Origin of the sequence: Staphylococcus sp. IVB6181 (assembly GCF_025561445.1) — a bacterium.
Lineage (GTDB): Bacteria > Bacillota > Bacilli > Staphylococcales > Staphylococcaceae > Staphylococcus > Staphylococcus simulans_B.
Genome location: NZ_CP095096.1, coordinates 2,401,320 through 2,414,427, shown reverse-complemented (window position 1 = coordinate 2,414,427; position 13,108 = coordinate 2,401,320). Strand labels below are relative to the sequence as shown.

Here is a 13,108-nt window from a genome sequence, read left to right as displayed (position 1 = left end):
TATTGATGTGAAATCAAGAAAATATATGATAGAATTATGTTAATTGTAGATAAAATCTGTTCAACTATAGGAGGACATTGGCATGAAAGATTTAATAAAGCGACATGTCTTAAACGGTGAATTTGAATCAGTAAAACGATTAATGTCCGAATCAGATTTTATGGAATTTGAAGAACATTACATTTCAAGTGCGCATGAAGTAGAAAGTATCATGTTTTACACGTGTATCTTAGATATGATCAAAGATGGAGAAACTGCCGAAATGCACGATTTAGCATTCTTGCTGCTGGTTTATCCATTAAGCGAATTAGAAGGTGCGCTTGACTCTGCTTATTATCATGCTGAAGCTTCCATAAAACTCACTGAGGGCAAAGAAGTGAAGAGTTTACTACAAATGTTGTTACTCCATGCAATTCCTGAACCTGTTATTTCTGATAAAAAAGCTTTCGATATTTCTAAACAGATTTTGAAGCTGGATCCGAACAATAACGTAGCCCGTAATATTCTTAAACAGACAGCGAAACGAATGGATAACGTTGTGGTCAGCATTGACGAACTTAATCAAAACCGTGATGCAAAATAATAATCAACCCATTACAGAGAGTGCCGTAAAAGGTGCTCTCTTTAGTTTTTTCTGCAAGAAAAAATGATACTTAAGTATTTCTAATGATAACGTTCACAAAGTTTAATGAGTAATTCTATCGAGTTGAGGGTAATTTATTGTTGTGTTTGTTCAATTACACAGAACGCCTATTGCGCTTTGTGGCAGTTTATTGTTACTATAAACTTTTCATGGAAAAAGTAATGGCCTTTTCAGACAGAAACGCTATGGATAGTAAGTAAAACGTTGGCAAGCATTGGTTTAATTACACGAGGAGGTATTTAACGTTATTATGACGTTTAATAAAGAAACTGTAAAAATTGGCTTTGCCTATGTCGGTGTAGTCGTCGGCGCAGGTTTTTCAACAGGTCAAGAAGTTATGCAATTCTTCACCGAGTTCGGCTTATGGGCTTATATCGGTGTATTACTTTCAGGAATTATCTTAGGATTCATCGGAAGACAAGTAGCGAAAATCGGAACGGCTTTCGATGCTGAAAACCACGAATCGACTTTGTCTTATTTATTTGGGAAAGGCTTAGGACGGATCATCGACTATATTTTAGTCTTCTTCTTATTCGGAATTTCTGTCACAATGATCGCAGGGGCAGGTTCTGCATTCCATGAAAGTTACGGCATACCTACATGGTTAGGTGCCTTGATTATGGTTATCGCAATTTACATTACATTATTGATGGACTTCAACAAAATTGTTCGTGCATTAGGTGTTGTTACACCATTCTTAATCATTTTAGTGATTATTATTGCAGGGACATATTTAGTGAAAGGTGAAGTGCCATTTAACGAAATCAACGCGACAATGCCGAAAGCAAATCCATTCTTAGGTATCTTCTGGGGTACTGTATACGGCGGTTTAGCTTTCGCAGTTGGATTCAGTACTATCGTTGCAATCGGCGGTGATGCAAGTAAAAGAAAAGTATCTGGTGCCGGCGCATTATTCGGCGGTATCGTTTATACGATTCTATTAGCTTTAATCACATTTGCATTGCAATCTGAGTATCCAACGATTAAAGACGCGGCTATTCCAACATTGAAATTAGCACATGGTATTCACCCAGCTGTGACAATTGTGTTATCGGTTGTAATGTTAGCCGTAATGTACAATACAATTTTGGGTATGCTGTATTCATTCGCAGCAAGATTTACAACACCATACAGTAAGAAATACCATATTTTAATCGTGATTATGATGTTAGTAGGTTACGGATTAAGTTTCGTAGGCTTCTCAAGTCTGATTAACTTCTTATATCCTATGATGGGTGTAATCGGACTCTTAATCGTAGTCGGCGTATTAATTAAGTATTTCAAACGTAAGAAAGAAAATGAACAACATATCGCATAAAAGCCCAATTTGTTAATTTACTTGATATAGCAAAACAAAAATGAAGGTCAACTTATTGTAAAAACAATAAGGATGAAAATAGTAGAACATGGCGCAGCAGATGATGCTGCGCTTTTTTAATGAGTATTGCTTCGTCTTTGAGATACATTGTGATTTCAAGTACAATAAAAGCGAAATAAAATTATCTCGCCCAAAGAATGACAGAGAGAGGACATGATAATGAAATGAGCAGTCGCAAAAAGCGTTGGTTGATAGGAGGGGCCGTTGTCGGTGTCTTAGTATGTATTGCCATAGCTATCGGAGTGAAATTATATATGGATGAGCAGCATAGACAAAATATGAAACAAAAAGTCGCAATTAATAATAACAATGTTAAAGTCTTTAATAATATTACATATGGCAAGACTTACCCGAAAAGCCAACTAGACATTATTACACCAGCAGAATTAGATAAAGATGTGAAGCTGCCTGTAATTTTTTGGATGCATGGCGGCGGTTTTATTGCAGGTGATAAGCAATATAAAAATCCGCTGCTTTCAAGGATTGCTGAACAAGGTTACATTGTCGTGAATGTGAATTATGCATTAGCACCGCAATATAAATATCCGACACCTTTAATCCAAATGGATCAAGCTGTAAAGTTTATTAAAGAAAACCCGCATGAATTGCCGATTGATTTCAATCAAGTGGTCTTTGGCGGAGATTCTGCCGGGGCACAATTAAACAGTCAGTATACAGCGATTCAAACGGATGAAAAATTAAGAAAAGAAATGGACTTTAAACAACGCTTCAAACCTGAAAATATTCGTGCCGCTATCTTTTTCGGCGGATTCTATAATATGAATACAGTGAAGAAAACAGAATTCCCGCGTATTCAATTATTTATGAGAAGTTATACAGGTACAGAAAATTGGGAAACTGAGTTTAGAGATCTATCGGAAATGTCGACAATTGAGCATGTTACTAAAAATTATCCGCCGACATTCTTATCTGTAGGCGATGCCGATCCGTTTGCGAGTCAAAACGAAGAATTTGCACAAGTGTTAGATGAAAAAGGCACTTCTGCAGATACCTTATTCTATGATGGTTCTCATCAACTCAGACATCAGTACCAATTCCATTTGAATCTGCCGGAATCTAAAGAGAACCTGACACAAGTACAACGCTTCTTAAGCCGCAACACAAGCTCTACAACGATGAAAGAGCAAGATGAACAGACGGACTCTGTCCAACTCAATCCATATTAATAAAAATGAATAGTAATAGATGAAAAGAGATACCAGATGCATGTGTTTTATCTGATATCTCTTTATGCTATAAAATAATAAATAGTGAGGTGAATGAAAAAGACAAAATAAAAACCTAATATGCAAAGATACATATTAGGAAAAAGTATTAATGTAATAATTTAGCCATTACATATTCACTGTAGAATTTATTATCTATCTTTAATTTATCGCGCATTTCGCCTTCAATTTGATAACCGGCGGATTTAAATAAATCCACGGCTGTTTCATTTTCAGGAACAACTAATGCTTCTAAACGGCGAATACTGTGGTTATATGCCCATGCATCCACCGCGTTTAGTAACGATTGCCCAACACCTTTGCTGCGGTATTGTTCGCGTATACCGATACGTACGCGTGTTTCATGACGTGTGCGCTCGTATTTGCGGGAAGTTACAATTGCAAACCCAATCAGCATACCGTCGATTTCAGCGAGGTAAATGGTATTTGATGGAGAAGTGATGAAATGTTCAAGCTGCTTGAGTGCACTTGAAAGCGAAGGGACATATTCACCAGGACTATACAGCATGTAATTAGACTCATCGTAGATATCTTTCAACAATACAATATAATCATCCGCATCATTTATACTTATTTCTCTAATCGTATGTTCCATAGACACCCTCCATTTTATAAGGTAGTATTACACTGAGTATATACTAATTCGTACCGGACTGCATTGATTTAGTTCAATGCTTATCTAAAGTGTATAAAACAATATATTTTAGAGTAGTACGTATTCAATAGTGTAAAAGAAAAACAGTGAAATGTAAAAGAAATGTTTTTGCAATGATTTTGAAATAAATACAGGCTGGTGAAAGCATGAAAATTTTATTGGTAGAAGATGATAAATCTTTATTTGAACAATTAAAGAAAGAATTGGAACACTGGGACTTGCATGTATACGGTATAGAAGACTTTAACCATGTCTTAGAAGAATATAAAGAAATCCAACCAGAGATTATCATCATGGATGTTGAATTGCCGAAATATGATGGTTTCTATTGGTGTCGTGCCATTCGTAATCAATCGAATGTGCCGATACTCTTCTTATCCGCTAGAGATAATCCGATGGATCAAGTGATGAGTATGGAATTAGGGGCGGATGATTTTATGCAGAAGCCGTTCTATACCAATGTGCTGATTGCAAAGTTAAAGGCGATTTACCGCCGCGTTTATCAATTTAATATAGAAGAAAAACGTATGATGACATGGGGAGATGTACAAGTGGATTTGGCAAAAGGTGTCTTAGAACGAGAGGGTGAAAGTGCGCACTTGTCGAAAACAGAGATGCTGATACTGGAAATTTTATTACAGCACCGCAATCAAATTGTCAGCCGTGATGCGATTATCACTGCATTGTGGGATGATGAAGCCTTTGTCAGCGATAATACCTTAACGGTGAATATCAATCGTTTAAGAAAGAAACTGGCAGAATTCGGTTTAACGCATGCGATTGAAACAAGAGTCGGCAAAGGATATATGGCACATGACTTCGATTAAAAGAATTTATCATTATTTAGTGTCGCGGTTGAATTGGCTGGCGCTTATTTTAGGCTTTCAAGTCTTTTTGGTTGTATTAGCTTATTTGGATCCTGATTTATCACTTGGTTCGGTAGGCTATGTGATTTTATGCAATCTGATATTTACACTGGTGTTCTTAATCTTTGCTTACTTTTATGAAACAGCATTTAATAAGCAGCTGTCAGAGATGCGAGAGATTGAGGAGTTAAAACATAAAGAAGCAGCAAATACACCGATGGAGAGTGAAGTACTGGATTATCTGTATACGATGATTCAGCGTCAAAAGCACATTGTATCGGAACAAGCCATTCAATTGAATGCACACGAACAAAGCTTAACGGAGTTTGTGCATGAAATTAAAACACCGCTGACTGCGCTGCAGTTATTAATTGACCAAGAAACAGATGAAACACGCCGCAATGAAATGTTGTACGAATGGTCGCGTATGAATCAAATGCTGGATAACCAGCTGTACTTAACACGGCTGAATTCGAAGCAGCAAGACCTCTATTTTGATAAAGTCTCCTTGAAACGAATGGTGATAGGAGAAATTCAGCTCACGCGCAATATCTGCAGGCAGCGCGGTATCGGCTTTGATATGGATTTCGAAGCGGATTTTCAAGTGTTTACAGATATGAAGTGGTGCAAAATGATGCTGCGGCAAGTGATTTCAAATGCGGTGAAATACAGTCATCCAAGTACCGAAATCACAATCAATGCTTATAAAGCACAAGAGCAAGTGTGCTTAAGCATCACAGATACTGGACGCGGGATTGCGACGAATGATTTGCCGCGGATTTTTGAACGCGGTTTTACTTCTACGCAATATCGTCACGAAACGACTTCTTCAGGTATCGGTTTATATTTAGTGGACCAAATTAAAGATGCACTTCAGATTCAAGTAGAGGTAGATTCAACAGTCAATAAAGGGACAACAGTGACTTTTGTTTTTCCAAAACAAAATGAAATATTGTCACGTATGTCTGAAGTGACAATATTGTCACTTTAAGCCTGTGTTTTGTAACATCAATCCAACGACCTAAAAGCAGTAGTTGCGTACACTGAAAGTACAATAAGTTAAGAAAAGGAGCGCTATCAAAATGGCAATTCTAACAGTATCCAATTTAACTAAAGTATTTGGAAACAAACAAGTGGCGCAAGAGGTGCTTAAGGGTTTGTCGTTTAAAGTTGAAAAAGGTGAATTTATTTCAATTATGGGGCCATCAGGTTCTGGTAAAACGACATTATTGAATATGTTAAGTTCAATTGATTATATTACACAAGGATCAGTTGAGTTGAATGGACATCAACTTCAGAAGTTAAGTAATAAAGCTTTGTCTGAAGTACGCAAGAAAGAAATCGGATTTATTTTCCAAGATTACAATCTGCTTGATACTTTAACGGTTAAAGAAAATATTATGCTGCCGCTATCGATTCAAAAGCTGTCTAAAAAAGATGCGGAAGTACGTTTTAATGAGGTTGTCGAAGCATTAGGTATTACAGAAATCGCACATAAATATCCTTCAGAGATTTCAGGAGGTCAAAAGCAGCGTGTTTCAGCAGCACGTGCATTTATAACAAGACCTGCAATTATCTTTGCGGATGAGCCGACAGGGGCATTAGATTCTAAAAGTGCGCAAGATTTATTGCGCCGTTTAAAATCAATGAATGAACGTTTTAATACAACGATTTTAATGGTGACACATGATCCTGCCGCAGCAAGTTATTCTAACCGTGTCATTATGCTGAAAGATGGACAAATTCATTCTGAATTATATCAAGGCGAACGTACAAAACAGGCGTTCTATAAAGAAATCATTCAAGCACAAAGTGTCTTGGGCGGTGTTCAATATGAGCTTTAAGCATATTGTATTCAAGAACCTGAGACAAAATATCAGACATTACGGCTTATACTTATTTTCATTAATTATGAGTATTGCCTTATATTTCAGCTTTGTGACTTTAAAGTATACAGATACCATCAACAACAAAGAAGCAACAGTATTTATTCAAAAAGGTGCGAGCATCGGAAGTACCTTTCTCTTCATTATCATTATAGTATTCCTGCTCTATGTGAATCAGCTGTTTATAAAACAACGCGATAAGGAGCTGGGCCTATATCAATTAATCGGTTTGACCAAAGGTAATATTATCCGTATGTCGATGTTGGAACAAATTGCGATATTCCTTATTACAGGTGCCGTAGGTATGATTGCAGGTTTAATCGGTTCAAGACTACTGCTTTTGATATGTATGAAACTGATGGATATGGATATGAGCATCCATCTGCACTTTAGTATGCAAGCCTTTACTGCTACATCACTGATGTTGTTATTAGCTTACATCTTGATAATTTTGCAGAATACTATTTTTATTCAACGCCGTTCGATTTTAAAATTGATGCAGACACGTCAAACTACGGATGCTAAAACGAACAAAATTAAAGTGTTAGAATTTATCAGCGGTGTTTTAGGACTAGGTATGATTGTTTCAGGATATCTTATGGCACTCAATACGAAGTTATTAATCAGTCTCGTTACGCCATATCTTATCTTATTATTAACTATCGTCGGTGCGTACTTATTCTTTAGAAGTACAGTATCGCTGTTATTCAAAACACTCAAGAAAAGAAAGAAAGGCAATGTGACCATCAACGATGTCATCTTTACAGCATCGATTATGCATCGCATGAAGAAAAATGCGTTATCGCTGACGATTATCGCAGTGATTTCAGCGATTACGGTAACTATCCTGTGCTTTGCGGCTGTTACCGTCAAATTAGAACAAGAACAAGTGAATTTGCGTGCACCGTATGATATTACAATGCAAAGCAAAAAGGATGCTGATCGCTATCAAGAGACATTAAAATCACATGACATTCCTTTCGATTTGAATTATAAAGAGCTGACTATGTTCAAAGGTGAAAGCAGCAACTTGTATGAAAGCCGTATCGGCAGTATGATGGGCATGCGTGTTACAAGTGATAAATATGTTAAAGATGCGAGCCTGTCTGATCATTCGGCTAAATTAGCACATCCGTTTGGTACGGGACAATTTTTAAAGCCGATTACAGACAAATCTTATGTTGAATTTAAAGATAAGCAGCAAAACAAATTACTGCGATTGAATGTACAGCGTTCAGATACAGATATTCGCTTTAGTTTAGTGACATTGCGCGGCGGTCCATTATTAATTATAGATGATGAAGATTATCAGCTGTTAAAAGAGAAAGGGCAGTTTGAAAAGGATAGTGTTGCCCAACAATACGGTTTCACAATAACAGATGATTCCAAAATGGACGAAGCAACAAAATTACTGCACAAAACATTGCCGCATTATGAAACGAGAGAAGAAGCGGCTAAGGACTTCAGAAACTTCAGCGGTATTTTCTTATTCGTCACATCATTCTTAGGCATCGCCTTTTTAATGGCTGCAGGTTGCATCATCTATATTAAACAAATGGATGAAACCACAGACGAAATCGATCATTTCAAAGTACTGCGCAAACTTGGATTTACGCAATATGATATGCGCAAAGGCTTGAAACTGAAAGTATTGTTTAATTTCGGTTTGCCGCTGGTTGTTGGATTATTGCATGCGTATTTTGCATCATGGTCCTTCTTAAAATTAATGGGGTCAACTGATCACTCGCCAGTCTTTGCAGTGATGGCAATTTACACAATGATTTATGCTGGTTTTGCGGTGAGTGCGTACGTGCATATGAAACGTACAATAAAACAATCGATTTAACACTATGAATGTAAATGTACTCTGGAAACTAAAATTATTTGGTTTTCGGAGTATTTTTTGTGCTGAAAATGTGTGAAAATAAGGAAGTTAGGTAAAAACTTTAGTGGGATGCTTAACAATCAAGGTGAAATTTTATATAGGATACTGATTTTATTACAGTAATCGTACATTACAATTATGTTCAATTGTTAAGATTTTGTAAATATAATTGTAGTAGTGTAAATTTTATGCTATTTTCTTTTTAGGAAGGTAAATTTTATTTGAAGCTAGTGTGAAGATGACATACATATTAGTTTCGAAAGTAAAAAAAGATTACTTTTTACAACTATATACTTTTGAGTTTCAAATTTACGAAATGTGATTGAAAAGCAATCGCTGAAAATGGAGGATTTTCAAAATGTTTAATAAGAAAAAGGATAAGTTCATGGTTAAATTGGAGGAAATGGTGTTCAATTTAGATCGCGCAGCCATTGAGTTTGGAAAAATGGACTTTAACACACATCTAGATTTGAAAGCTTATTCTGATAATATCAAAACATATGAGTCACACGGTGATGACTTAATGCATCAAGTTATTTCTGACTTGAACCAAACTTTCATTACCCCAATCGAACGTGAAGATATTTTATCTTTATGTAATGCAATTGACGATGTATTAGATGCAATGGAAGAAACATCTGCGATGTTTGAAATGTATTCAATTGAATATTCAGATGAGTACATGGCAGAATTCGTTGATAACATTCAAAAAGCAGTAGCAGAAATGAAACTTGCTATTGGTTTATTAGTAGAGAAAAAACTTTCTCATATGCGTATTCATTCAATTAATATTAAAGAATTCGAAACAAACTGTGATGGAGTGTTAAGACAATCTATTAAGCACATCTTCAACAGCGAAACAGATCCAATCACATTGATTAAAATCAAAGATATCTATGAAAGCTTGGAAAACGTTGCGGATAAATGCCAAGCAGTAGCAAATAATTTCGAAACAATTATCATGAAAAATAGCTAAGGAGTAATTTAAATGGATTATATTATAATTATCACTGTAGCTATCGTTATTTTTTCATTGGTGTTCGACTTTATTAACGGCTTCCACGATACAGCGAATGCGGTAGCTACTGCAGTGTCGACTAGAGCATTAACGCCAAGACGTGCAATCTTTTTAGCAGCGATTATGAACTTTATCGGTGCTTTGACATTTACAGGTGTAGCAGGAACAATTACGAAAGATATCGTCGATCCATTTAAATTGACGAATGGCTTAGTTGTTGTATTAGCAGCGATTTTTGCGGCGATTTTCTGGAACTTGTTAACATGGTACTTCGGTATCCCAAGTTCTTCATCACACGCATTAATCGGATCTATTGCTGGTGCAGCTGTAGCATCGCAAGGTTCATTTACAGTCTTGCATTTCCAAGGTTTCACAAAAATTATTATTGTATTAATCGTGTCACCGTTAATTGCGTTTTGTGTAGGTTTCTTGATTTATTCATTTATCAAAGTAGTTTTCAAAAACGCAAACTTAACGAAAAGCAACCGCAACTTTAGAATATTCCAAATCTTTACTGCGGCATTGCAATCATTCTCACACGGTACAAACGATGCCCAAAAATCAATGGGTATCATTACATTAGCGTTAATTGTTGCTAACTTGCAAAATGGTAATAACGTAGAACCGCAATTATGGGTTAAAGTTGCCTGTGCTGCCGCAATGGGTCTTGGTACTGCAGTAGGTGGTTGGAAAATCATCAAAACTGTCGGCGGCAACATTATGAAGATTCGCCCGGCTAACGGTGCTGCTGCGGATTTATCTTCAGCATTAACAATCTTCGTGGCATCTTCATTGCATTTCCCACTATCTACAACTCACGTTGTATCTTCATCTATCCTTGGTGTAGGGGCTTCTAACCGTGCAAAAGGTGTTAAATGGAATACAGCACAACGTATGATTGTGACTTGGGTAATCACATTACCGATTTCTGCAATTGTCGCAGCAATCATTTACTGGATTATGAATATTTTCTTATAATGCAATGCACACATACTTAATTACAATATAAATCTGTTTAGCTTAGAGGCAAACAGTGCGAAATAAAGAACGGACAATCTTCGATTTGTGAATGATTGTCCGTTTTTCAATGTATATGTGTATATGAAAAAGGCGATGGGGGTTCCATCGCCTTTCGTGTATGTGTTAAAGATTAATGAATGTAATTGTAGCTTGAAGCCATTGAAGCTGGAATTGTACGGTAATCTACCACACCTGGAGGTGTATTGAAGTTCATTTCTGAAATTAAAATACTTCCGTCACCATTCACTTGTTCTACATAAGCTACGTGTCCAATCGGGCCTTCATAGTTTTGCATAATTGAACCTGCTTGAGGTGTGTTGTTGACTGTATAACCATCCGCTTGTGCATTAGCTGCCCAATGATCTGCGTTCCACCAATATGTACTGATTGGTTGGCCTGTTTCAGCACGACGATTGAATACATGCCAAGTACATTGACCCCAGTCATATAAGTTAGCATGATTGAATGTCGGTGATTGATTTGTCGTTGGTGCTGTTGGTGTACCGCCGCCGCCAGTACCGCCGGAACTTGGAATAGTCAGTTGCTGACCAGGATGGATAAGGTAACCATTTAAGTTGTTAGCTGACATAATTGCTTCAGCAGAAGTACCATATTGACTTGCAATAATACCTAAAGATTCACCAGCTTGTACATTATGTACGCCGCCTTGGCCTGTTGAAACATTAACGCTAGCGCCGCTGTTTGAACCTTGGCTGCTGCCGTTGACTGTAATGACTTGTCCAGGGAATACCATATTGTTCGATAAGTTATTGTCTTGCTTGATACTATCAATAGAAACACCGTATTGATCTGAGATAGACCAAAGTGATTCACCAGCTTGAACTGTGTGTTGTGTCGAAGCATCAGCATCTTGATGCGTAAGTGCTAAGGCAGCGCCTGTCGCAACTGAGAATGTAACTGCTAACTTTTTCAAAAGAGATTCCTCCTCTATCATTGGTTCTTTATTGACTTATGCATTTGATTTCCTATGTAACTTTGATATTAATCAACATTTCTATACTTCCACATCTTATCAGAAATAATCTCGGATTTGTGTATTGTTACGTTCTTGTAATATTTTTTAATAAAAGATGAAAAGAATTATAAATATCAAAAGCCGTAATACAATCAGGGTTGAACGGTGAAGCAGAAAAGTTTGTGAAAGAGGTAACGTAATGTTTGTAATAAAATTATGAACATCTTTCGAAACATAGGAAATCATTTATGTTTAAATTGGAATTTTGATATACTTATATGACAGAATAATTATTAAGTCGTACCAATGAGGGAGTTGAACAATATGGTTCATTCAGCACATACTGTTTCAAAATCAAGTGCTTATGCAAAAGTATGGCTTTATTTTATGTACTTTTGGATTATTTTCGGAATCGGTACTTATTTTGGCCAGTTCTTACCTGATACATGGAGAAGACCGCTTTCGATTGGTTTAACTGTGTTGATATTGATTTCGCTCTTTATTAATCGTTCGCGTAAATTCGGTTTTATTATTTCAAATATATATGCAGTGATGATTGGTTTGCTGGCTTATGCAGCATTTGCGACGTATATGCATAATTTAGGTCCAGCACTGTTTTATAAGAACGTCGCTCTTGCAGTAGGTGCTTTCGCAGCATTCGGTATTGTAGGGTATTTCTTTGTACAAAATGCTTCAAGCCTCGGCAAGTATTTATTTGTAGTTTTAGTGGCACTGCTTGTTGCTACATTAATCGGATTCTTTATTCACAATCCGATCTTCTATACGATTATTAATGTTGCCGCAGTAGGGCTTTTCTTACTTTATACCTTGTATGATTTTAACCGACTGAAACGGGGACAGTTTACACCGAGTGAAATGGGCTTTAACTTATTCGTCAATTTATTAAACATTATTATTAATATACTAAGTTTAGCCAATCGGTTTAGAGACTGACAACACAGAGGACTGGAACAGTATTGTTATATGTTCCGGTCCTTAATTATATCTGTTTGATTTTTTAACAAACTATTATAGTTAATGCGATACAGTTATGCGTTACGTAATTTGAAACAACATAAAAATAGTATTAAAAATTAACATTTTTGTCTAATTCCATTATGTGCTAAATTTGTATAGTATAGTCCTGGAGAAATTACAAGGAAGGAAATAAAATAAAGAGAATATGTATCATTGTGATTATGAACAAGTTTATTTTATTAAAGGTTATTTGAATGAGAAGTAGTATTATTGATCTGTATACAGCCCAAAACTTACCTGTCAATCGTTGTTATGATGGACTTTTATTACTTTGGCCTATAAATAGCACAGCAGAAATCCAACACTCAACCCATACTGATACAGTTGAAGACTGTATTTGCATTATCAATCATAGCGAAGTCTTTCAGGTTAAGAACAATGATAAAATGATGATGCTGTACATTGCGAGTGATTGGTTTTTAGAAAAAGGGTTTGCCTTTTTTTAATTATGCATTCAATGCGCAATTGATTCAGTCAAATAAACATGTTGAAAAAG

Annotated in this window: 13 protein-coding genes; 11 read left to right on the top strand and 2 right to left on the bottom strand. The window is 36.2% G+C overall.

Annotation, left to right across the window (positions count from 1 at the left end):
- Window positions 1–82 precede the first annotated feature (82 nt).
- The 3 genes from MUA90_RS11840 to MUA90_RS11830 all read left to right on the top strand — a co-directional run bounded on the left by MUA90_RS11840 (window position 83) and on the right by MUA90_RS11830 (window position 3,208).
- Entirely contained in the window at window positions 83–583 is a 501-nt protein-coding gene (locus tag MUA90_RS11840; protein ID WP_105993467.1) for a hypothetical protein, read from the top strand.
- Window positions 584–893: 310 nt separating this feature from the next.
- Window positions 894–1,961, top strand: a complete 1,068-nt coding sequence (locus tag MUA90_RS11835; RefSeq protein WP_262587110.1) for a YkvI family membrane protein — start codon at window positions 894–896, stop codon at window positions 1,959–1,961.
- A 224-nt stretch (window positions 1,962–2,185) separates the two neighbouring features.
- Window positions 2,186–3,208, top strand: a complete 1,023-nt coding sequence (locus MUA90_RS11830) for an alpha/beta hydrolase (RefSeq protein ID WP_262587108.1) — start codon at window positions 2,186–2,188, stop codon at window positions 3,206–3,208.
- Window positions 3,209–3,356: 148 nt separating this feature from the next.
- Here MUA90_RS11830 and MUA90_RS11825 read toward each other — a convergent pair whose 3' ends face one another.
- Window positions 3,357–3,863 carry a GNAT family N-acetyltransferase gene (locus MUA90_RS11825; RefSeq protein WP_105993470.1) on the bottom strand — a complete coding sequence of 169 codons (507 nt, stop codon included), beginning with the start codon at window positions 3,861–3,863 and terminating at the stop codon, window positions 3,357–3,359.
- 206 nt (window positions 3,864–4,069) lie between these two features.
- Here MUA90_RS11825 and MUA90_RS11820 point away from each other — a divergent pair, with 206 nt between their 5' ends.
- The 6 genes from MUA90_RS11820 (at window position 4,070) to MUA90_RS11795 (ending at window position 10,556) form a co-directional block, all read left to right on the top strand.
- Window positions 4,070–4,750, top strand: a complete 681-nt coding sequence (locus MUA90_RS11820; protein ID WP_262587106.1) for a response regulator transcription factor — start codon at window positions 4,070–4,072, stop codon at window positions 4,748–4,750.
- Entirely contained in the window at window positions 4,737–5,780 is a 1,044-nt protein-coding gene (locus tag MUA90_RS11815) for a sensor histidine kinase (protein ID WP_262587104.1), read from the top strand. Before MUA90_RS11820 ends, MUA90_RS11815 begins: the two co-directional genes overlap by 14 nt.
- Window positions 5,781–5,871: 91 nt before the next feature.
- Entirely contained in the window at window positions 5,872–6,633 is a 762-nt protein-coding gene (locus MUA90_RS11810) for an ABC transporter ATP-binding protein (protein WP_262587102.1), read from the top strand.
- Window positions 6,623–8,521, top strand: coding sequence for an FtsX-like permease family protein (locus MUA90_RS11805; RefSeq protein WP_262587100.1), 1,899 nt, complete (start codon window positions 6,623–6,625; stop codon window positions 8,519–8,521). The genes MUA90_RS11810 and MUA90_RS11805 overlap by 11 nt, the downstream gene beginning before the upstream one ends.
- Window positions 8,522–8,918: 397 nt before the next feature.
- On the top strand, window positions 8,919–9,536 hold the full coding sequence (locus MUA90_RS11800; RefSeq protein WP_105993475.1) for a DUF47 domain-containing protein: 618 nt from the start codon (window positions 8,919–8,921) through the stop codon (window positions 9,534–9,536).
- 12 nt (window positions 9,537–9,548) lie between these two features.
- Entirely contained in the window at window positions 9,549–10,556 is a 1,008-nt protein-coding gene (locus MUA90_RS11795) for an inorganic phosphate transporter (protein WP_105993476.1), read from the top strand.
- A 172-nt stretch (window positions 10,557–10,728) separates the two neighbouring features.
- On the opposite strand, the gene MUA90_RS11790 is transcribed toward MUA90_RS11795, so the two are convergent.
- Window positions 10,729–11,532, bottom strand: coding sequence for a LysM peptidoglycan-binding domain-containing protein (locus tag MUA90_RS11790; RefSeq protein WP_262587098.1), 804 nt, complete (start codon window positions 11,530–11,532; stop codon window positions 10,729–10,731).
- Window positions 11,533–11,898: 366 nt separating this feature from the next.
- Between MUA90_RS11790 and MUA90_RS11785 the strand changes: the two genes are divergently transcribed.
- Together MUA90_RS11785 and MUA90_RS11780 are read left to right on the top strand one after the other, a co-directional pair.
- Window positions 11,899–12,528 carry a Bax inhibitor-1/YccA family protein gene (locus MUA90_RS11785; RefSeq protein WP_262587097.1) on the top strand — a complete coding sequence of 210 codons (630 nt, stop codon included), beginning with the start codon at window positions 11,899–11,901 and terminating at the stop codon, window positions 12,526–12,528.
- Between the two features lie 278 nt (window positions 12,529–12,806).
- Window positions 12,807–13,058 (top strand): hypothetical protein, encoded by a 252-nt coding sequence (locus tag MUA90_RS11780; RefSeq protein ID WP_262587095.1) that lies wholly within the window; start codon window positions 12,807–12,809, stop codon window positions 13,056–13,058.
- Window positions 13,059–13,108 lie beyond the last annotated feature (50 nt).

Coding starts and splice junctions, on each gene's coding strand:
- MUA90_RS11780 (WP_262587095.1), top strand. CDS start 12,807: ATGAGAAGTAGTATTATTGATCTGTATACAGCCCAAAACTTACCTGTC.
- MUA90_RS11840 (WP_105993467.1), top strand. CDS start 83: ATGAAAGATTTAATAAAGCGACATGTCTTAAACGGTGAATTTGAATCA.
- MUA90_RS11810 (WP_262587102.1), top strand. CDS start 5,872: ATGGCAATTCTAACAGTATCCAATTTAACTAAAGTATTTGGAAACAAA.
- MUA90_RS11820 (WP_262587106.1), top strand. CDS start 4,070: ATGAAAATTTTATTGGTAGAAGATGATAAATCTTTATTTGAACAATTA.
- MUA90_RS11795 (WP_105993476.1), top strand. CDS start 9,549: ATGGATTATATTATAATTATCACTGTAGCTATCGTTATTTTTTCATTG.
- MUA90_RS11830 (WP_262587108.1), top strand. CDS start 2,186: ATGAGCAGTCGCAAAAAGCGTTGGTTGATAGGAGGGGCCGTTGTCGGT.
- MUA90_RS11785 (WP_262587097.1), top strand. CDS start 11,899: ATGGTTCATTCAGCACATACTGTTTCAAAATCAAGTGCTTATGCAAAA.
- MUA90_RS11835 (WP_262587110.1), top strand. CDS start 894: ATGACGTTTAATAAAGAAACTGTAAAAATTGGCTTTGCCTATGTCGGT.
- MUA90_RS11805 (WP_262587100.1), top strand. CDS start 6,623: ATGAGCTTTAAGCATATTGTATTCAAGAACCTGAGACAAAATATCAGA.
- MUA90_RS11800 (WP_105993475.1), top strand. CDS start 8,919: ATGTTTAATAAGAAAAAGGATAAGTTCATGGTTAAATTGGAGGAAATG.
- MUA90_RS11825 (WP_105993470.1), bottom strand. CDS start 3,863: ATGGAACATACGATTAGAGAAATAAGTATAAATGATGCGGATGATTAT.
- MUA90_RS11815 (WP_262587104.1), top strand. CDS start 4,737: ATGACTTCGATTAAAAGAATTTATCATTATTTAGTGTCGCGGTTGAAT.